Raw genomic sequence first — 18,899 nt, forward strand, 5'->3', positions numbered from 1 at the left:
CGTCGCTGTGGTCGTTCACCTTCTTGCCCACTTCCCTGCTGCCGCCTGGTACCGCCGTTACGCCGTCCTAGTGCCGCATCACCCAGGTGTCGACTTCACCGACTTGGTGCACCGACGGCGGTCTGCCGTCCAGTGCCCGGTGCACGGCTTCGAGGACGCCCACCGACGTCTCCTCGTGGCTGAGCCAGCGGGTGCTGCCGCCGTGGCGGACGAACCCCAGCACCACCTGCTGGGTCGGGTGGCCGTCGAGGGCCGGGTCGGGCACGCCGCGCACCGGGTTGACGGCGCCGCTGTCGTGCACCTCCACCACCGGGGCGTGCGGGGCGAGCAGGGGTGCGACGGCCTTGAGCACGGCGTCCCGGTAGCTCGCGTGCACCCACGCCACCAGCAGGTCCGCCGGCTGGTCCATCACCTCGCGCACCCGGTCCGCCAGCTCCTGCGGCCGGGACCAGTCCGCCGTCACCGTGATCCGCTTCGCTTCGCCGACCTCCTGGACCTGGCTCACGTGCGGCAGGTGGCCGCGCCCGCGCAACGCCGCCTTGGCCGCGCGGCCCAACGCCCCTTCCGGGCGGCGGCTCGGGAGGACCACCTGCCACCCCTGTTCGAGGAGTTCGTCCGCGCACCCCTTCAACATCCCCGTGCCGCCCAGCACCAATGCCGTCCGCTCACTCATCGCACCGACTCCTCGCCCCGTTCGGCGGCCCGGCGCAGAGGGCCGGACCGCCATTGGTCGACCTCACGCTGCCCGCGCAGCCGCACGACGGTGACGCGTTCGCCGTGCTCGCCTTCGAGCACGGCTCGGACTCGCTCACCGGTGCGGCGGTGTGACTTCCACGCCCAGCGCAGCAGGTGCTCCCGATCCGTGAACACCGTGCGCAGGGGCGGTTCGACGTTGCCGTTCCACAGTTCCTGGCGGCGGACGCGGCGGACCGCCGTGCGCACCGCCACCCGGCGCATCACGACGTGCCGGGGGTGGTCCAACCAGACCAACGTGTCCGCGTGCTCCAGCAGCACCGGGCGTGCCAGGCGGTACTGCCACTCCGTCGCCCAGGCGCCGAGCTTGACGAACCGGCGCACGTCCGACTCGAACTCCGGCCGCTCCGTCCACTGTGGACCGTGGAACAGGGAGTCCATCTCCACGTAGGACAAGCCGAGGGTGCGGGCGACGAGGTTCGCCAGGGTGGACTTCCCCGAGCCCGACGTGCCGGCCACGAGCACCCGGCGCGGCGGGTGCGGCAACTCGTCGGCTGGTCCCAGGAGCGGCACCGCGCCAGGCTACCGCCGCACCGCAAGCCCTGGTGAAGACCGGGGAACACCGACCGAAGATCACCCTTCCGAGCTAACCGGAGATGAATGGGCAACTTTTCGCGGGCGAGTTGCGTTGCCGGGAAAGAAGGAGGCGGCGGCGCGGCGGGACAGGTCGGCAGGGCGACGGACAGGCTGGTCCGACAGGTCGGCCGGGCAGGCGCGTCGGGCAGGCGCGTCGGGCACGGACCAGGAGTCGGACAGCGATCGGGCAGCGGGCCGGACCTACGGCAGGCGCGACCCGTAGGCGCGCAGTTAGGCAGACGCACAGGTCGCGCCTACGGGCAGGCGTAGCCCGCAGGCGCACGTCGGGCGGGCGCGCAGGCCGCGCGGGCGCGCGTCGGCCGAGGGGCGGTTGGGCCTGGCACGGCGGCTGGGGCGCGAGCGGGTCGACCGGGCGGCTCGGCGCGACCGGGTGGGCATAGCGGCGCGAGGTCGTCCTAGCGGAGGTCCAGAAGGTCGGTCACGTGGACTGGGTTGCCGGTTTCGAAGCTGTGGTTGGCGGCGAAGCCCGTCAGCAGTGACAGCGCTCCGTCACGATGGGTGGCTTGGCGGCCCAGCGGGTCCGGTTGACCGGGTGGGCCGTACAGGACCTCCGTCATCCGCGCGTCCGCACCGCCGTGCCCACCGGAGCCGGACTCCAACTCGATCTCCTGGGCGCGTTCGAACAGCGGCTGCACGGTCAGCCGAGCCGAGCCCTCCTCGGGGTTCGCCTCCTTGCCGTGCACCGCCGGCTGCTGCCCGCTGACCCACGTGTTCTCCACGACCTCCAGTTCCAGCCGTCCCCTGCTGCCGTTCACCATCAGCCGGTAGCCCTCCCACGGCGAGTAGGCGGTCAGGTGGTACGTCAGGTTCGCACCGCCGGCATACCGGACCAGCACAGACATGTCGTCCTCAATGGACACCCCCGGCGCGAACGGGTTCCGGTCGCGCTGGTAGCCGTCCTCGTGCTCCGCGTCCAGGTACAGCCGGCGCAGCCACGTGTCACGCTCGATGTGCAGCGCGAACGGGTCGTCCACGGCCTCCGGTGAACCGTGCACCCGTCCGTAGGGCCGAGCATGCCCATGGCGTTCACCGTTCTCGTCCCCGTAGAAGAACAGCCGCCCGTGCGCGTACACGACCTCCGGCACTGAATCGACCCACCAGTTCAGCAGGTCGAAGTGATGGGTCGCCTTGTGGACCATCAGCCCACCCGAGTTCGCCTTGTCACGGTGCCAGCGACGGAAGTAGTCGGCGCCGTGGCGAACGTCCAGCAGCCACTCGAAGTGCACTGAACCGATCTCACCCACCGCTCCCCCGGCCAGCAGCTCGCGAACCTTCTCGTGCACCGGGTTGTACCGGTAGTTGAACGTGACCGTGACCCGACCGTCGTTGCGCTCGACCGCGTCGAACACCTTGCCCACGCCGGCCGCGTCGACCGTCATCGGCTTCTCGGTGACGACATCGCACCCCGCGTCCAGCGCCTCCACGATGTACGTGTCGTGGTGGCGGTCGACGGTGCAGACCACGACGACGTCGACCCGCTCGGTCTCGATCATCCGGAGGAAGTCCTCGGCGGCGTACGTCGGCACGGGCCTGGCCAGGCGCTCGTTGTGCACTGCCATGCGGGTGGGGTTGACGTCGCAGAACGCGACCAGTTCCCCCTGCTCCGCGTGTCCGACGATGGCGTCGATGTGCAGCTCCGCCCGTGCACCGGTGCCCACGACCGCGTAGCGCCGGTATGCCATGCCGCGTGCCATGCCGCGCCTCCAGGTAAGCGTTTTCCACACGCTATCCCGACCGGCCCGCACGCCGTCAAGGCCAGGTGCGCGCGAGCACGGTCCCGCACCCGCGCGCACCTGCCGGAGGTCGACTAGCAGGCCGGGAAGAGGCGGCGGGTGGTGTTCGGCGCGGTGTAGGCGGTGGGGTCGCTGAAGCGGCAGCCGTAGTCGGGGGCGGCTACGGCGGCCGGGTCGTCCACGACGTCACCGGCGGGACGTCGACCGGTGTCCACCCACGTCACCAGGTCGTCCCAGGCCGTGCCGACCTCGTTCGGGCTGAACTCGCAGTGGTTGATCGTGCGGATCGCCCGCTGCGCGAGCAGGTGCCCGCGATCGTTGCGCTCGACGTCCCGCGCGTAGGCCTGCTCCATCGAGAACGGCACGAACAGGTCACCCAGGCCGTGCAGCGACAGCACCGGCGCGGTCGGGCGGCCGGCGATGCGGGGCACCTCGGTCAGCTTCGGCGTCAGACGTGCCCTGAGGTTCTGCGGGATGACCCGCTCGACCGCCCGGTTCACGTCGACCGGGGCGTTGGGCTCGTACCGGGTGGTGGCGTTGGTGGCGAGCTGACCGGGGTTGGCGGCCAGCCCCTCCCCGGACGAGCCGGCCGCGAGGCCGAACAGGAAGTCCCTCCAGAACGCGAACGCCTGCGCCGCGCCCGGACGTGGCCCGCCGCTGCGGTCGGTGACGATGGAGACGAACTGCGCGCCGCGCTCGTTCGGGGTGCCGGTCAGGCCGAGTTCCGCCTGGATGCGCGGAACGACCGCGGTCAGGTAGTCGTCCGGCGCGGGCCACGCGCGGATGCCGCTGATGGCCTGGGCGACGACGTTGTAGTCGAGGATGAAGTCGAACAGCTCGTGGTCACCGAGCACACCGCACAGCGGCAGGGCGCCCCGGTAGAAGCCGGGGAACTGCTCCAGCGAACGGCCGATGACGTGGCCGCCCATGGACACGCCGATGACGAACGTGTCCTTCGGCTTGCCGACCAGCTTGCGGAAGTGCTTGGCCAGGCCGTGCGTGCCGAGGACGCCGGCCTTCACGTCGTACGTGTTGGCGTAGTAGCTGGACGCGGCCCAGGCGAAGCCCTGGTCGAGGAGCTTCTGGCGCAGGCCGAAACCGGGCGGCTCGACGGTGAGGACGGTGCTCGCGCCGCGGTAGCCGTGGGCCCACATGGCGAGGCGGCCGTTCCAGCGCGGCGGGACCTCGATGATGTAGGCGGCGTGCTCGTGCACGCCTTGCAGCACGCGTGACGGTTCGCCGCCGACCTGGGCGGGCGGCAGCGGCGGGTTGTTGATCGTGTAGCCGGGGAGCGGCCGGTCACCGGGCGGCGAGGCCGCCGCGGCAGGTGGCGCCAGCAGTGCCAGGACGAGCACCAACCCGAAGATCCGTCGCATGCGGGCCATTGTGCTCACCACCGGAGGCCCGCCACCAGGTCTTCGTGGGTCAACTGGTAGTTCAACGGATAGCTGACCCGGATGACGTCGTCCTCGTCCCTGACCAGGCGGGCGCCGGGGAAGGCGCGGGCGACGAGGCGGAGCATCGGCTCGTTGTGGCCGAGGACGTCGCCGTGCAGCTCGGTGTAGTGCAGGCCGGCGGCGAGACGGCCGAGTGCGGCGATGAGTCGTGTGCCGACGCCCTTGCGCTGCCACGGGTCGACGACGGCGAGCGCGATCTCGGCGGTGTCGTCGCCGGTCGCGGCGAGGCGGGCGATGCCGATGGGCCTGCGCCGGCACTCGGCGACGACGGCGGCTTTGCGCCGGCCGTCGAGGTCGGTGAGGTGCCGGCGCATCGTGGCGCTGAGACGGGGCATCGGAGCGTGGAACCGCAGGTAGCGGCTCTGCGGGGACAGGCCGTGGAAGACGGTGTCGACGGCGTCGCCGGCCTCGGCGGCGTGCAGTTCGCGGACCTTCATGGCGTTCGCCCCTTGAGTTCGGATTCCGAACCCTAGCTGGATCCGTTTTTCGAACGCAAGCGGTTTCAGGCGGTATTGTCGATGGACATGGCCCACGTGAAGGTTGCCGACGAGCTGTGCACCGTGTCGCTGCCCGCTGCCCTGCTGGGCGAGCGGTGGACGTTGCTGCTGCTGCGGCAGGCGTTCCTGGGCACACGGCGGTTCGAGGACTTCCAGTCGGCGATGGACATCTCGCGCAGCGTGCTGACCGAGCGCCTGGGCACGCTGGTCGAGGAGGGCATCCTGCGCCGGGAGGCGTACAAGGAGGTGCGGACCCGGTACGAGTACCGGCTGACCGAGAAGGGCCTCGACCTCTACCCGGTGCTGATGGCGCTGCGGAAGTGGGGCGACAAGTGGATGTCGCCGGACGACGGCCCGTCGTTCGACCTGCACCACCGCTCGTGCGGCGGGGACGTCGGGGTGCACGTGGCGTGCGAGGAGTGCGGCGCCGAACTGACCGCGCGGGACGTCCGGGTCACGCCGCTGCGCCCACACGCGTAAACCGGGGACGGGTGACGGTCACGGCGAGGGGAACACCCACCGCCGGCAACTCAGGCCAACTCCTCCTGCACCACGTCGAAGGCGCGGCCACGCGCGTTCACCGCGGTGATGGACAGGGCGTCGAACGCGGTCCGCCGCGCGGTGGCGAACGGCATGGTCGTGCCGGTGGTCAGGATGACCCGGTCCGGGTCGTCCTCGGCGGCGAACGAGTCCCGCTCCTCCTCCAGGTCGACGTTGTAGCCGACCCACACCACCAGCTCGAAGGTGTCCTCGCCGTCCTCGTCGACGTAGTCGCGGTCCGCGGTGCGGGCGGCCAGCGCCTCTTCGTCCCAGGTGTCGCAGAACAACGCGTCGTAGCCGTGCGCCCCACCGTCGAAGAGCAGGAACGACCGACCGTCATCGGCGACCGCGTGCACCAGCGCGGGCACGTCCTCCCCGGTGACGTCTCCCCCGGTGACGCGACCCTCGACCAGCTCGCCGTGGTAGCGCAACCGGAACGAGGTCCGGCCGTCCGGCGTGCGCAGTGCCCCGGCCCACCCCACGGCCAGGAGGCCCGCCCACTCCCGGTCGGTCACGTTCGGCGGGCGGACGGCAGGTGCGGTCAGCCCTTCGAGGTGCGGCGGGCCGAGGTGCCGTGGGTCGGAGTGCCGTGGGTCGAGGTCCGTCGTCATCAGTGCGCTGCCGCGTCCCACGAACGGCCCACGCCCACCGAGACCTCCATCGGCACCGACAGCTCGTACGCCCGGCCCATCTGGTCCCGGACCAGGGCCTCCACCTGCTCGCGTTCGCCCTCGGCGATCTCCAGCACCAGTTCGTCGTGCACCTGGAGCAGCATCCGCGACCGGAGCCCGGACTCCTCCAGCGCGCGGAACACGCCGAGCATCGCCACCTTGATGATGTCCGCCGCACTCCCCTGGATCGGCGCGTTCAACGCCATCCGCTCGGCCATCTCCCGCCGCTGCCGGTTGTCGCTGGTCAGGTCGGGCAGGTAGCGCCGCCGACCGAGGATGGTCTCGGTGTACCCCTTCTTCCGCGCGTCCTCGACCACCGCGTGCAGGTAGTCGCGCACCCCGCCGAACCGGGCGAAGTACGCCTCCTTCTGCTCCCGCGCCTCCGCCGCCGAGATCCGCAGCTGCTGCGCCAGCCCGTACTCCGACAACCCGTACGCCAACCCGTACGACATCGCCTTCACCCGCCGGCGCTGCTCGCCCGACACCTCCGACGTGGGCACCGAGAACGCACGCGACGCGACGAACGTGTGCAGGTCCTCCCCGCTGCGGAACGCCTCGATCAGGCCCTCGTCCTCGGACAGGTGCGCCATGATCCGCATCTCGATCTGGCTGTAGTCGGCCGTCATCAGCTCGGCGAACCCCGGACCGACCACGAACGCCTCGCGGATGCGCCTGCCCTCGTCCGTCCGGATCGGGATGTTCTGCAGGTTCGGGTCGGTGGACGACAGCCGCCCGGTCGCCGCGATCGTCTGGTGGAACGTCGTGTGGATGCGCCCGTCGTCGGCGACCGACTTGAGCAGCCCGTCGACCGTCGACTTCAGCCTGGTCTTGTCCCGGTGCGCGAGCAGGTGCTGCAGGAACGGGTGCTGCGTCGACTCGAACAGGCTCTGCAACGCGTCCGCGTCCGTCGTGTACCCGGTCTTCGTCTTCTTCGTCTTCGGCATCTGCAGCTCGTCGAACAGCACCGTCTGCAGCTGCTTCGGCGAGCCGAGGTTGATCTCCTTGCCGATCACCGAGTACGCGTCCTGCGCCGCCTGCTTCACGCCTGCCGCGAAGTGCGCCTCCAACGCCGCCAGGTGCTCGGCGTCGATCGCGATGCCGACCGCCTCCACCTCGTCCAGCACCACCATGAGCGGCAGCTCCAGCGACGCCAGCAGCGACTCCTGGCCGGTGGCCACCAGCTCCCGGTCCAGCGCGTCGGCCAGCTCGCCCACCGCGAACGCCCGCACGATCGTCGACTGCGCGACCTTCTCGCGCTCCTCTTCCTCGTCCGCCAGCAGCGACAGCTGGCCGTCGTCCGGCTCCTCCGCGCGCAGCTCGCGCTTGAGGTAGCGCAGCGCCAGGTCGTCCAGCGCGAACGACCGCTGGCCGGGCCGCACGAGGTACGCCGCCAGCGCCGTGTCGCTGGTGACGCCGCGCAGCTTCCAGCCCCGCCCGCGCAGCAGGCGCAGCGGCAGCTTCAGGTCGTGCGCCGCCTTCGGCACCGACTCGTCGGCCAGCCACGCGGCCAGCGCGTTCTCGTCCTCCTCGGTCAGCGACGCGACCTCGACGTACCCGCCTTCGCCCCCGACCGCGGCGAGCGCCAGGCCCTCCAGGTCGCCGCCGGACGAGCGGAACGCGACGGAGACCCGGCCGGACCGGGCGTGCGCGTCGAGCCAGGACGCCAGCGAGCCGACCGGCACCGGGCCGCCGCTGACCGTGAAGCCCTCCTCGGCCTCCGGCTCGGCGGTGGACAGGGTCGAGAACAACCGGTCCCGCAGGACCCGGAACTCCAGCTCGTCGAACAGCCGGTGCACCGCGTCCCGGTCCCACGGCCTGGCTTCGAGGTCGGCCGGGCCGAGCGGCAGCTCGACGTCCTTGACCAGCTCGGTCAGCTGCCGGTTGAGCATGATGTTGGACAGGTTGGCGCGCAGCGCGTCACCGACCTTGCCGGGCACCTCGTCCACGTGGTCGATGAGGCCGTCGAGCGAGCCGAACTGGGTCAGCAGCTTCACGATCGTCTTGGGGCCGACGCCGGGGGTGTTCGGCAGGTTGTCCGACGAGTCGCCGCGGACCGCCGCGTAGTCGGCGTACAGCGCGGGCGGCACGCCCTGCTTCTCCAGCACCAACTCGGGGGTGTATCGGGCCATCTCGGACACGCCCTTGACCGGGTACAGCACCGTCACCTTCTCCGTGACCAGCTGCAACGCGTCGCGGTCGCCGGTGCAGATGAGCACCTCGAAGCCCGCCGCCGTCGCCTGGGTGGTGAGCGTGGCGATCAGGTCGTCGGCCTCGTAGTTGTCCTTCGAGAGCACCGGGATGGACAGCGTGCCGAGCACGTCCTCGATGAGGCTGACCTGGCCGCGGAACTCCTGCGGCGTCTCGCTGCGACCGGCCTTGTACTCCGCGTAGGCCTCGCTGCGGAAGGTCTTGCGCGAGACGTCGAACGCGACCGCGATGTGGGTGGGCTTCTCGTCGCGCAGCAGGTTGATCAACATCGAGGTGAAGCCGTAGACCGCGTTGGTGGTCTGGCCCGTGCCGGTCTGGAAGTTCTCCTTGGGCAGCGCGAAGAACGCCCGGTAGGCCATCGAGTGGCCGTCGACCAGCAGCAGGCGGGAGGCTTCAGAAGTGCTCACGCCGGCGAGTCTAGGGTGAGGGTCTGACAGTCTCGCACCGAGTGGAGCACACGTGACGCCAGCACCCGAGGACGTTCCCGGCGCCGACCAGGACGCCGCCCACGAGCAGCTGACCGCGAGGCTCGGCATCGAGATCACCCGATGGGATGCCGAGCGGTTGGTCGGGACGATGCCGGTGAAGGGCAACCGGCAGCCGTACGGGCTGCTGCACGGCGGGGCGAACGCGGCGCTGGCGGAGACGCTGGGCTCGATCGCGGCGGCCATGCACGCGGCGCCGGAGCGGCTGGCGGTCGGGCTGGAGCTGTCCTGCACGCACCACCGGGGTGTCACGGAGGGTGTCGTCACGGGCGTGTGCACGCCGATCCACCGCGGTCGCAGCACCGCCACGTACGAGATCGCGATCACCGACGAGCAGGGGCGCCGCGCGTGCACGGCCCGGCTCACGTGCTTCCTCAAGGACGCCCCTAAAGCGTGAACATGCGGTCCTATCGTCCGCGGGCGTGGAATACCCCCGGGCAGGGAACCCGTGAGGTGGAGGTGCGCGTGCGTCGACTGGTGGCGGTGTTGTCCGTGGTCCTGGTGGCGGGGCTCACGTCGGCGTGCGGCGGGATCCCGGTCGAGGCGGGCCCGCAGTCGGTGACGTCCCCCGCGCCGACGTACCCGGTGCCGGAGCAGGCGGTCCGGCCGGACGAGAAGGTGCTGAAGATCCCGACCACGCCGGACGGCGACACGGCGTTCACGCTGCTCGGGATGACCGCGGAGATGCCGATGCTGATCGGCAGCCACGCCGAGTACCAGGCCAAGGGCCAGTTCGTCCGGATCCGGATGAGCGTGATCAACAACGGTCGCAGCAGCGTGTCGTTCGACGCGCGCCGGCACGTGATGATCGACCACCGCGAGGCCGAGTACCAGGTGGACTCGCAGGCGATGAACGTGAAGCGGCAGCCGGAGACGATCGACCTCGGCGCGAACGTGCGCCTGGAGTACGACGTCTACTACGACCTGCCCCAGGACGCGAAGCCGCTGGCCCTCCGGGTGTACGGCGGTCCGACGCTGACCGACCTGAAGGACGAGTCGGGCACCGAGATCCCGCTGGCCCAGTTGTAGGGCCAGCGGGGTCCCGGACGCTCAGTGACCGCCGAGGTACGCGGCGCGCACCTGCGGGTCGTCCAGGAGCTCCGGGCCGGGGGCGCTCTTCACGACCCGGCCGGTCTCCAGCACGTACGCGCGGTGGGAGAGCTTCAGCGCCTGCTGCGCGTTCTGCTCCACCAGCAGCACGGTCGTGCCGCGCTTGTTGATCTCCTTGATGATCTCGAAGATCTGCGCGATGAGCATGGGCGCGAGGCCCATCGACGGCTCGTCGAGCAGGAGCACCTTGGGCTTGGTCATCAGGGCCCGGCCGATGGCGATCATCTGCTGCTCGCCGCCGGACATCGTGCCGCCGAACTGGTTCTTCCGCTCGGCGAGCCGCGGGAACAGCTCGTAGACCTCGGCCAGGTCCGCGTCCAGCGGGTCCTTCCGGGTGTACGCCCCCATCAGGAGGTTCTCCTGCACCGTCATGCCGGGGAACACGCCGCGGCCTTCCGGTGACTGGCCGATGCCGGCGACGACCCGCTTGTGGCCGGGCATCTTGGAGATGTCCTCGCCGTTGAACAGGATCTGGCCGCTGGTCAGCGGGCGCAGGCCGGAGACCGTCTTGAGCGTCGTCGTCTTGCCCGCGCCGTTGGCGCCGATGAGCGAGACGATCTCGCCGTCGCCCACTTCGAGGCTGATGCCCTTGATGGCGGCGATCTTCCCGTAGTGGACGTGGATGTCCTTGATCTCAAGAAGCATCTTCGGACACCCCCAGGTAGGCCTCGATGACCTTCGGGTTGTTCTGCACCTCTTGCGGGAGCCCTTCTGCGATCAGCTGGCCGAAGTCCAGCACCGCCACGCGGTCGCTGACGCCCATGACCAGGCTCATGTCGTGCTCGATCAGCAGCACGGTCCGGCCGCTGTCGCGGATCTTGCGGATCAGCGCCTGGAGCGATTCCTTCTCGGCCGGGTTCATGCCGGCCGCGGGCTCGTCCAGCAGGAGCAGCTTCGGGTCCGTGGCCAGGGCGCGGGCGATCTCCAGCCGGCGCTGGTCGCCGTAGGGCAGGTTCTTCGCGGTCTCGCTCATCCGGCCGGGGATGCCGACGAAGTCGAGCAGCTCCCGGGCCACCTCACGGCCGCGCTTCTCCTCCTTGCGGTGCCAGGGCAGGCCCAGCGTCGCGCCGACCGCACCGGTCTTGTGGTGCGCGTCCGCGCCCACCATCACGTTCTCCAGCGCCGACATGTTGTGGAACAGCCGGATGTTCTGGAACGTGCGGGCGATGCCCATCTTGGTGATCTTGAACCGCTTGGTGCCGTCGATCCGCGTGCCGTTGAACAGCACCTGGCCCTCGGTGGGCTGGTAGACGCCGGTGACCACGTTGAACACGGTGGTCTTGCCCGCGCCGTTCGGACCGATCAGGGCGAAGATCTCGCCCGGGTTGATGCTGATCTTCGCTTCGCGGAGGGCGACCACACCGCCGAAGCGCATGGTCACGTTGTCCAGCTGAAGGACGGGAGTGCTCACTTGGCCGCCTCCGTCGTGGTCACATCGGTGTCCGGACCCGCGACCTCGGCACCCATCGTGCCCATGCCGCCGGTGCCCTCGTGCAGTTCGGCCTTGCGCCTGCGGGAGGGCAGCAGGCCTTCCGGCTTCAGGCCCATCATCAGCACCAGCACGGCGCCGAACAGCAGGATGCGGTACTCGGCCGGGTCCTGGCCCAGCGCGTTCTTCAGCCACTCGACCTCGCGGAACCGCTCCGGCAGCCAGGCGATGACGAACGCGCCGAGCATGACGCCGGGTAGGTTGCCCGAGCCGCCGAGCACGACCGCGGCGAGGATCGTCGCGGACAGGATGAACGGGAACGTGTTCGGCTCGATGAACACGGCCTTGCCCGCGTAGATGCCGCCCGCCAGGCCGCCGATCATGGCGCCGGTGGCGAACGCGAGCAGCTTGAACTTGAACGTCGGCACGCCCATCAGCTCGGCGGCGTCCTCGTCCTCGCGGATCGCGGCCCACGCGCGGCCGACCCGGCTCTTCTGCAGCCGCACCGAGAAGATGATCACCACCACGATGGCGGCCACCATCAGGTAGTAGTACGGCGCGGGCAGGAGCGCGAACTCGACCACACCGGGGATGTCCGTCGGGTGCGGGATGTTCGTGATGCCGCGCGCGCCGCCGATCTCGTCGGTGTTGTTCGCCGTGATGCGGACGATCTCACCGAAGCCGAGCGTCACGATCGCGAGGTAGTCGCCGCGCAACCGCAGCGTCGGTGCGCCGAGGATGACGCCGGACACCGCCGTGATGAGGATGCCGAACGCCACCGTCGCCCAGTAGTTCCAGCCGTACTGGGTGCCGAAGTAGGCCACCGAGTAGCCGCCGATGGCGAAGAACGCGACGAAGCCGAGGTCGAGCAGGCCCGCTTGGCCGACCACGATGTTCAGGCCGATGGCGAGCAGGATGTAGGTGCCGATCGGGTAGATCAGCACCGTCGTCCAGTCCGAGCCGGGCGACATGAAGCTGCCGATCCACGGCGCGGGCAGCACCAGCGCGAACACGATCGCGGCGAGGTAGACGAGGTACCGCTGCCACGTCTTGGCGCGTTCCCACCACTCGCGGGCGCCGTCGAACAGGGCGCCCACGCGCCTCAACGGATTCGCGTTGCCAGTCACTCCGTTGCCTTTCATGCGCGGGCCTTCTGTAGGGATTCGCCGAGGATGCCGGTCGGTCGGAACATCAGCACGACCACCAGCACGGTGAACGCGATCACGTCCTTCCACTCCGAACCCAGGAAGATCGCGCCCCAGTTCTCGATGAGGCCGAGCACGATACCGCCGAGCAGTGCGCCGCGGAGGTTGCCGATACCGCCGAGCACGGCCGCGGTGAACGCTTTGATACCGAGCACGAAACCGACGTTGAAGACGGTGTTCTCGAACTCCATGAGGTAAAGCGCGCCCGCGACGCCCGCCATCGACCCACCGAGGAGGAACGTGACCCGCACGATGTTGTCGATGCTGACGCCCATGAGCACGGCGGCCTCGGGGTCCTGGGCGGTGGCGCGGATACCGCGGCCGATCTTGGTGCGGTTCACCACGCGGTCCAGCGCGATCATCATGATGACGGCGGCCACGATGACGATGATGTGGTCCGTGCGGATCGCCGCGTTGCCGACGGTGAACACGGTGTCGCGGTCGACGATGCGCGGCGCGGACTGCTGGTTGCGGCCGGGCTTGCCGGTCAGCCACGGGATGATGACCAGCGCGAACAGCTCTTGCAGGAACAGCGAGGCGCCGATCGCGGAGATCAGTGCGGTGAGCCGGGTGGCGCCCTTCTTGCGCAGCGGCCGGTAGGCCACCACCTCCAGCAGCATCGCGGCTCCACCGGAGATCGCGGCGGACAGCACGATGATCAACAACATCACGCCGAGCAGCGCGAACCCGGTCAGCGGAGACGCGGGCGCGATCGCGGTGATCACCACGAGCGACGTGAACGTGCCGATCATGAAGATCTCGGAGTGCGCGAAGTTGATCAGGCGCAGCACGCCGTAGACCATCGTGTAGCCCAAGGCGATCAGCGCGTAGATGGAGCCGAACACCAGTCCGCCCACCGTGCTGGGTAGGAACTGGTTGAGGAGATCATCAAGCATGACAGGTTGCCTCACGAGACGGGCGGGGGAGAGAACATAGCCATAGTGGTGGGGAGCGGGAGCATCGTTCCCACGACGCTCCCGCTCCCCAACTCGCTAGCTTGCGTGCCGATCCGTTCCGGATCAGCCCTCGAGCTTCGCTTCCTCCGCCGGCCCCAGCAGCTTGAGGACGCCGCCCTTGACCTGGTAGATGAAGATGGCGTTGTTCTCGGGCTCGCCGTTCGCCTTGAACTTGATCGGCTTGGAGATGCCGTCGAAGCTGATCGTCTTCAGGTGCTCGTTGATCTTCTCCGAGGTGGTGTTGCCCGCGTCGACGGCCTTGATGAACGCCGTCGCGGCGTCGTAGCCCTCGGTGGAGTAGATCGCCGGGTCGGCGTTGCTGGCGGCCTTGTACTTGTCGAAGAACTCCTTCAACGGGCCGGTCACGTCCGCGGACGGGATGTTGCACGGGCAGGCGAGGACAGCGCCCTCGGCCGCCGCGGCGCCCGCACCGGTCACCAGCTGCTGGTCGAGCGAGCCGTCACCGGAGGCGAACGTGGCCGTGACGCCGCCGTCGCGCAGCTGCTTGAGCAGCCGGCCGGCCTGCGCGTAGTAACCGCCGAAGACGATCACGTCGGGGCTCGACGCGGCGACCTTCGTGACGGTGGACGAGTAGTCGGACGCGTCCTTGGCGAACTTGTCCCGCTCGACCGTGACGCCCGCGCCCTCGAACGACTTGGCGACGGCGTCGGCCAGACCGACGCTGTACTCCTGGTCGTCGGACAGGACGAACGCCTTCTTGGGGCTCTTCGCCTTCACGAGGAAGTCGGCGATGCCGGGGCCCTGGTCGTCGTCGTTCGCGACGACGCGGTGCCAGTAGGTCCAGCCGTTCTGCGCCAGACCGGGGTTCGTCGCGGACGGCGAGATGCTGGGGATCTTGCTCTCCTCGAGCTGGCCGCCGATGGCCTTCGACTCACCGGAGAAGGCCGGGCCGATGAGGCCGACGATCTTGTCCTGGGTGACTGCCTTCGTGATCAGCGAGGTCGCCTGGTCGGGCTTGCCCTGGCTGTCGTAGGGCACCAGCTCGATCTTGACCTTGGGGTTCGTGGCGTTGTACTCGTCGATCGCCATCTTCGCGCCGTTGCGCGGCGGGATCACGATCGCCGAGTTCTCACCGGTGAGGTCACCCATGAACCCGATCTTGACCGAGGTGACTTCGCCACCCGCCTCGTCGCCGCCGCCGCCACCGCCGCCGGCGCAAGCCGCGAGCACCAGCGACGAAGCCGCCGCCAGCGCCAGAACTCGGCCGAGTCGTGCTCCTGACACCGGAATACCTCCCATGACACCAACCATCCCGCCGGTAGGCGGATGCCCTCACACGAGGGCTGGGTTAGGGCAGGAACGTAGCTTCAGATGAGTTCGATGAACAGGTGGTCTTACTGCTCTGTGTCCACATCGTGACGGTAGTCACCGGAAAATGCCCGGACGTTAAGAACCCTAAATCCAGCTCAAATAGCCGCAGGTCACGCGGCCAATGCGGGCAGTAACCAACAATGACCCGACGTACTGTCCGATACTCGAACGTGTATCACTCGCGGGGGGTTAGTCACCCGAAGTTTTCGATGACGGCTTCGGCCACGGCCTTCATCGTCGTGCGGCGGTCCATAGCCGTCCGCTGAACCCAACGGAATGCCTCGGGCTCCGACAGACCCTGCTTGGTCATCAGCAATCCCTTGGCCCGCTCGACCACCTTGCGCGTCTCCAGCCGCTCGGTGAGCCCCGCGACCTCGTTCTCCAACGCCTGCAACTCGGCGAACCGGCTCATCGCCAGTTCGATGGCGGGCACCAGGTCCCGCTTGGCGAACGGCTTCACCAGGTAGGCCATCGCGCCCGCGTCACGCGCGCGTTCCACGAGATCGCGCTGGCTGAACGCGGTGAGGATGACGACCGGGGCGATGCGCTTGCCCGCGATCACCGACGCGGCCTCGATGCCGTCGACCTTGGGCATCTTGACGTCCATGATGACCAGGTCCGGCCGGAGTTCGGTGGCCAGCGTGACCGCCTCGTCGCCGTCGGCGGCCTGACCGGCCACCTCGTACCCCTCTTCGCGCAGCATCTCGACCAGGTCGAGTCGGATGAGGGCTTCGTCCTCGGCCACGAGCACGCGCCGTGGCGCGGCCTCGGGCTGGGCCTCGGCAGCCGGTTGGGTCACCGGGGTTCTCCTGACACTCTGACGGCGGCTCGACGCGGTCGCGTCGGACGAAACCGCAGTCTACCGGCGGGTCGTGCCCCGCCGGGGCGACCTGGCCGTGATCGCCGCCACCGCCGGCGGCGTGGTCGGTTCGGGCGGAACCGATCCGCCGAACGCGCCGGGCGGACGCCATCCCCCGGCCGGTGCGCGGGACGCGGCGCACCGTGTCGGGTGGACACCGGCGCGCGGCAGGTGTACCCGATCGGGTCTGCCTATGGCAGGCGGGGTCGCTCCCCCGCCCACTCCGCACCCATCCCGGGGCGCGCGGACCGTGCGCGGCCCGCTCGCGGGCGCGGAAGAAGGCTGCGCGCCGGCATCCGAGGTCGGTGTGCCCGATCAGGCCGGTGGTGCCGGGCGGCCCATGTGGACGCCCGGCACGGCAGGTCAGCGCACCGACTGCGGCGGCTCCCACCAGCCCGTCACGCCCGCCGGCCACTCGACTGCGGCCAGCGCGGGCTCGTTCGCCGGGTCGGGACCGTCGACCTCGCGCAGGAACAGGTCGTACCAGCCGGTGGAGATGCCGAGACCGCCTCCGACACTGGGAACTTCCACAGACCCCGGCAGCCCGAACACCGGGTGCAGCAGGCGGTCGGCGACCTTCGGCACGCCGAGGCTCGTGGGCCACTCGACCCACCACTGGTCGCCCTGCACCAGCGCCCGCACCCACGGCGCGGCGGCGAACAGGGGGTACCGGCGCAGCAACGCGCTGCCCACACCGGTCGGGCGCGGCGCCTCCTCCAGGCGGTCGCGCTCGGCCGGCGCGAGCGGACCGTCGATGAACCTGTCCCCCAGGTCACGGCCCTGCAGGAGGTTCCTCACGTACTTCATGCCGTCGGCCCAGGCCCGCTCGTCCACGCCCGCCAGGTGCACCGCCGCGCCCAGGCCCACCAGGCGCAGCTCCACCGAACGCGGGTGGTGGGCGACCCGCAGACCGGCCGCCCCCGCCACCCAGTCCCCGTCGTACCGGGGCAGCAGCTCGTAGAGCAGCGGGCCGAGGGCGTGTTCGGCGAGGTGCAGGCGGAGGTCCGCGCCAGGTTCAACGGCGGCGAACGCGTGCGCCGGCCGCATCATGCTCGCGGGCGGGCGGAGTTGAAGGTGGGCGGCGGCGTCCAGACCCGCTTGCAGCACCACGCATTCCAGCGCGCGCTGGTCGTCGTCCTCCGCGTCGGGCAGGAACAGGCCGCGCACGTCGGCCTTGCCGCCGCGAAGGGCGTCGACCACGCGTTCGCGGCGGTCGTCGGGCAGGTCGTGCAGCACCGCTTTCACCGCGGGCACGGCCTGGGTCAGGTTCTCGCCGGTGTACGTCCGGCGGAGGTCGACCAGCTGGTCGGTCAACGACGATCGCGCCATGGCAGTCCTCGCTCCCGCCGCCCGGCTCGGCGCGACAAGGACGCGTTACGCGTCGTTCGACGGTCTTCGGTGGTCTTCCATGAGCAGGGGTGCCCTCACCCCGCGGCGGATCACGCCACCCTCTTGCCGGGGAGTGGCTCCAGCCTCACGTCTGCTCACACACGCCGCTTCCGACGATAGCAAAGCGACGTTGTGCCGTGACGCCCGCGCGACCCAGAACGCCGCACGCCCAGGACGCCCGCACGACCGACGAGGACGGCCGGCACGAATCGGTCCACGGCCGCATGATGACACCTTGGTGTTAACAGCTGCCGTAAGGTGTCGAACATGAGTTCGAACGAACGTACGTGGCCCGGCCCGGACGCCCGGGACGAGCTGCGGTTGATGATCGAGTTCCTCACGTTCCTGCGGCTCACCGCCGTGTCGAAGGTGGAGGGCCTGAGCTGGGCGGACGCCACGTCCGCGCCCATCCCCACGTCGCCGGTCGTGAGCGCGCTCGGCGCGCTGCGCCACCTGACCGCCGTGGAGCGGTGGTGGCTGTCGATCGAGGTGGGCGGCGTGGAGCTGCCGTCGTTGTGGGGTGAGGACTCGGACGCGTCGTGGCGCATGCACGAGGGCGACACGGTGGAGTCGGTGATCGACGAGTACCGGGCCGAGTGGGCGCGGTCGGAGCACGCGCTCGACGGGTTGGGCCCGGACGAACGGACGCGCGGCGACCACGACGGCAAGGGCCGCACGGTCCGCTGGGTCCTCGCGCACGTCGTGCAGGAGACCGCGCGGCACGTCGGGCACCTGGACTTCCTGCGCGAGCTCGCGGACGGCGACAAGGGCGAGTGACACGCGGGCGTGACGCTTGCGGGTGAACGACCCTGCGGCGCGCGACGGGGGCTGTTTGGATCGACTCCCATGCGCCACTTGGTTGCCTTCCTCGCCGCACTGCTCGTGCTGCCCCTGTCCACCGCGCCCGCGTCGGCGCTGGAACCGCCCGCAGCGCCCGCCGTCGACGTCGACTTCAGCGGGATCGTGTCGTTGCGGGGCTGTTCGGGATCGGTGGTCCGGCCGCCGGAGCACGACCCGTCCGACCCGGCGATGGTGCTGACCAACGGGCACTGCGTGCGGCTCCTGGGCGCCGACGAGGTCGTCGTGGAGGAGCAGGCGAACCGGACGTTCACCCTGCTCGACCAGGACGGCGACGGCACGCTCGGCACGCTGCGCTCGTCCTGGCTGGCCTACGCGACGATGTCCGGCACCGATGTCGCGCTCTACCGGCTGACGTCGACGTACGCCGAGGTCGAGGCGATGGGCACGCGGGTGCTGGAGCTGTCGCCGACGCACCCGGCGACCGGCATCGACATCCGGCTGGTGTCCGGCTACTGGCGCCGGGTCTACGCCTGCCACGCGGACGGCTACGTGCACGAGCTGCGGGAGGACCGGTGGTCCTGGCGCGGTTCGATGCGCTACACCGCGCGGTGCGACAGCAAGGGCGGCACGTCGGGCTCGCCGGTGGTGGACGTGGCCACGGGCAAGGTGGTGGCGGTGAACAACACCGGCAACGAGGACGGTGAGCGGTGCACGATGCACAACCCGTGCGAGGTGGACGAGACCGGCAAGGTGACCGTGCGCCACGGCATCCGGTACGGGCAGCAGACCCATCAGGTGGTGCCGTGCCTGACCGGGGGCGGCCGGGTCGACCTGACCGCCCCCGGTTGCGGGCTGCCCCGACCGGCTGACTAGCGCC

Annotated in this window: 19 protein-coding genes; 5 read left to right on the top strand and 14 right to left on the bottom strand. The window is 70.1% G+C overall.

Features of this window, described 5'->3' with window-relative positions:
- Window positions 1-67: 67 nt before the first annotated feature.
- The 5 genes from ACRAKI_RS27905 to ACRAKI_RS27925 form a co-directional block, all read right to left on the bottom strand.
- Entirely contained in the window at window positions 68-673 is a 606-nt protein-coding gene (locus ACRAKI_RS27905) for a hypothetical protein (protein ID WP_447003465.1), read from the bottom strand.
- A complete protein-coding gene (locus ACRAKI_RS27910) occupies window positions 670-1,266 on the bottom strand; it encodes an AAA family ATPase (RefSeq protein WP_447003466.1) in 597 nt (198 codons plus the stop codon). The genes ACRAKI_RS27905 and ACRAKI_RS27910 overlap by 4 nt, the downstream gene beginning before the upstream one ends.
- Before the next feature lie 479 nt (window positions 1,267-1,745).
- Window positions 1,746-3,044: a Gfo/Idh/MocA family protein gene (locus ACRAKI_RS27915; RefSeq protein WP_447003467.1), complete on the bottom strand. Its 1,299-nt coding sequence runs from the start codon at window positions 3,042-3,044 to the stop codon at window positions 1,746-1,748.
- Window positions 3,045-3,157: 113 nt separating this feature from the next.
- Window positions 3,158-4,459, bottom strand: a complete 1,302-nt coding sequence (locus ACRAKI_RS27920) for a hypothetical protein (RefSeq protein WP_447003468.1) — start codon at window positions 4,457-4,459, stop codon at window positions 3,158-3,160.
- A 14-nt stretch (window positions 4,460-4,473) separates the two neighbouring features.
- Window positions 4,474-4,977, bottom strand: a complete 504-nt coding sequence (locus ACRAKI_RS27925; RefSeq protein WP_447003469.1) for an N-acetyltransferase family protein — start codon at window positions 4,975-4,977, stop codon at window positions 4,474-4,476.
- Between the two features lie 87 nt (window positions 4,978-5,064).
- Between ACRAKI_RS27925 and ACRAKI_RS27930 the strand changes: the two genes are divergently transcribed.
- Window positions 5,065-5,517: a winged helix-turn-helix transcriptional regulator gene (locus tag ACRAKI_RS27930; protein WP_447003470.1), complete on the top strand. Its 453-nt coding sequence runs from the start codon at window positions 5,065-5,067 to the stop codon at window positions 5,515-5,517.
- Between the two features lie 50 nt (window positions 5,518-5,567).
- Here the strand turns inward: ACRAKI_RS27930 and ACRAKI_RS27935 are convergent, their stop codons facing one another.
- Both ACRAKI_RS27935 and polA read right to left on the bottom strand, forming a co-directional pair.
- Window positions 5,568-6,188 carry a hypothetical protein gene (locus ACRAKI_RS27935; protein WP_447003471.1) on the bottom strand — a complete coding sequence of 207 codons (621 nt, stop codon included), beginning with the start codon at window positions 6,186-6,188 and terminating at the stop codon, window positions 5,568-5,570.
- Window positions 6,188-8,863, bottom strand: coding sequence for a DNA polymerase I (gene polA, locus ACRAKI_RS27940; protein ID WP_447003472.1), 2,676 nt, complete (start codon window positions 8,861-8,863; stop codon window positions 6,188-6,190). The genes ACRAKI_RS27935 and polA overlap by 1 nt, the downstream gene beginning before the upstream one ends.
- Window positions 8,864-8,915: 52 nt before the next feature.
- Between polA and ACRAKI_RS27945 the strand changes: the two genes are divergently transcribed.
- Together ACRAKI_RS27945 and ACRAKI_RS27950 are read left to right on the top strand one after the other, a co-directional pair.
- Window positions 8,916-9,338, top strand: coding sequence for a hotdog fold thioesterase (locus ACRAKI_RS27945; RefSeq protein ID WP_447003473.1), 423 nt, complete (start codon window positions 8,916-8,918; stop codon window positions 9,336-9,338).
- Between the two features lie 68 nt (window positions 9,339-9,406).
- Window positions 9,407-9,970, top strand: a complete 564-nt coding sequence (locus ACRAKI_RS27950) for a DUF4352 domain-containing protein (protein WP_447003474.1) — start codon at window positions 9,407-9,409, stop codon at window positions 9,968-9,970.
- A gap of 21 nt (window positions 9,971-9,991) precedes the next feature.
- On the opposite strand, the gene ACRAKI_RS27955 is transcribed toward ACRAKI_RS27950, so the two are convergent.
- The 7 genes from ACRAKI_RS27955 to ACRAKI_RS27985 all read right to left on the bottom strand — a co-directional run bounded on the left by ACRAKI_RS27955 (window position 9,992) and on the right by ACRAKI_RS27985 (window position 17,161).
- The gene (locus ACRAKI_RS27955; protein WP_447003475.1) at window positions 9,992-10,696 is read right to left on the bottom strand and encodes an ABC transporter ATP-binding protein; all 705 of its coding nucleotides are present in this window, start codon (window positions 10,694-10,696) and stop codon (window positions 9,992-9,994) included.
- On the bottom strand, window positions 10,686-11,426 hold the full coding sequence (locus ACRAKI_RS27960) for an ABC transporter ATP-binding protein (protein WP_447008535.1): 741 nt from the start codon (window positions 11,424-11,426) through the stop codon (window positions 10,686-10,688). The genes ACRAKI_RS27955 and ACRAKI_RS27960 overlap by 11 nt, the downstream gene beginning before the upstream one ends.
- Window positions 11,427-11,458: 32 nt before the next feature.
- On the bottom strand, window positions 11,459-12,622 hold the full coding sequence (locus ACRAKI_RS27965; protein ID WP_447003476.1) for a branched-chain amino acid ABC transporter permease: 1,164 nt from the start codon (window positions 12,620-12,622) through the stop codon (window positions 11,459-11,461).
- A complete protein-coding gene (locus ACRAKI_RS27970; protein ID WP_447003477.1) occupies window positions 12,619-13,581 on the bottom strand; it encodes a branched-chain amino acid ABC transporter permease in 963 nt (320 codons plus the stop codon). The genes ACRAKI_RS27965 and ACRAKI_RS27970 overlap by 4 nt, the downstream gene beginning before the upstream one ends.
- Before the next feature lie 123 nt (window positions 13,582-13,704).
- Entirely contained in the window at window positions 13,705-14,886 is a 1,182-nt protein-coding gene (locus tag ACRAKI_RS27975) for a branched-chain amino acid ABC transporter substrate-binding protein (protein ID WP_447003478.1), read from the bottom strand.
- A gap of 280 nt (window positions 14,887-15,166) precedes the next feature.
- Window positions 15,167-15,772: an ANTAR domain-containing response regulator gene (locus tag ACRAKI_RS27980; RefSeq protein WP_447003479.1), complete on the bottom strand. Its 606-nt coding sequence runs from the start codon at window positions 15,770-15,772 to the stop codon at window positions 15,167-15,169.
- Between the two features lie 423 nt (window positions 15,773-16,195).
- Window positions 16,196-17,161: a hypothetical protein gene (locus tag ACRAKI_RS27985; protein WP_447003480.1), complete on the bottom strand. Its 966-nt coding sequence runs from the start codon at window positions 17,159-17,161 to the stop codon at window positions 16,196-16,198.
- A gap of 318 nt (window positions 17,162-17,479) precedes the next feature.
- Here ACRAKI_RS27985 and ACRAKI_RS27990 point away from each other — a divergent pair, with 318 nt between their 5' ends.
- Together ACRAKI_RS27990 and ACRAKI_RS27995 are read left to right on the top strand one after the other, a co-directional pair.
- Window positions 17,480-17,998 (top strand): DinB family protein, encoded by a 519-nt coding sequence (locus ACRAKI_RS27990; RefSeq protein WP_447003481.1) that lies wholly within the window; start codon window positions 17,480-17,482, stop codon window positions 17,996-17,998.
- Between the two features lie 69 nt (window positions 17,999-18,067).
- The gene (locus tag ACRAKI_RS27995) at window positions 18,068-18,895 is read left to right on the top strand and encodes a trypsin-like peptidase domain-containing protein (protein ID WP_447003482.1); all 828 of its coding nucleotides are present in this window, start codon (window positions 18,068-18,070) and stop codon (window positions 18,893-18,895) included.
- Window positions 18,896-18,899: the final 4 nt, after the last annotated feature.

This window comes from Saccharothrix isguenensis (genome assembly GCF_052936305.1).

Excerpts from the sequence above, each read along its gene's own strand:
- ACRAKI_RS27920 (WP_447003468.1), bottom strand. The coding sequence starts at position 4,459 with ATGCGACGGATCTTCGGGTTGGTGCTCGTCCTGGCACTGCTGGCGCCA.
- ACRAKI_RS27935 (WP_447003471.1), bottom strand. The coding sequence starts at position 6,188 with ATGACGACGGACCTCGACCCACGGCACTCCGACCCACGGCACCTCGGC.
- ACRAKI_RS27995 (WP_447003482.1), top strand. The coding sequence starts at position 18,068 with ATGCGCCACTTGGTTGCCTTCCTCGCCGCACTGCTCGTGCTGCCCCTG.
- ACRAKI_RS27970 (WP_447003477.1), bottom strand. The coding sequence starts at position 13,581 with ATGCTTGATGATCTCCTCAACCAGTTCCTACCCAGCACGGTGGGCGGA.
- ACRAKI_RS27985 (WP_447003480.1), bottom strand. The coding sequence starts at position 17,161 with ATGGCGCGATCGTCGTTGACCGACCAGCTGGTCGACCTCCGCCGGACG.
- ACRAKI_RS27965 (WP_447003476.1), bottom strand. The coding sequence starts at position 12,622 with ATGAAAGGCAACGGAGTGACTGGCAACGCGAATCCGTTGAGGCGCGTG.
- ACRAKI_RS27905 (WP_447003465.1), bottom strand. The coding sequence starts at position 673 with ATGAGTGAGCGGACGGCATTGGTGCTGGGCGGCACGGGGATGTTGAAG.
- ACRAKI_RS27960 (WP_447008535.1), bottom strand. The coding sequence starts at position 11,426 with ATGCGCTTCGGCGGTGTGGTCGCCCTCCGCGAAGCGAAGATCAGCATC.
- ACRAKI_RS27955 (WP_447003475.1), bottom strand. The coding sequence starts at position 10,696 with ATGCTTCTTGAGATCAAGGACATCCACGTCCACTACGGGAAGATCGCC.
- ACRAKI_RS27930 (WP_447003470.1), top strand. The coding sequence starts at position 5,065 with ATGGCCCACGTGAAGGTTGCCGACGAGCTGTGCACCGTGTCGCTGCCC.
- ACRAKI_RS27915 (WP_447003467.1), bottom strand. The coding sequence starts at position 3,044 with ATGGCACGCGGCATGGCATACCGGCGCTACGCGGTCGTGGGCACCGGT.
- ACRAKI_RS27925 (WP_447003469.1), bottom strand. The coding sequence starts at position 4,977 with ATGAAGGTCCGCGAACTGCACGCCGCCGAGGCCGGCGACGCCGTCGAC.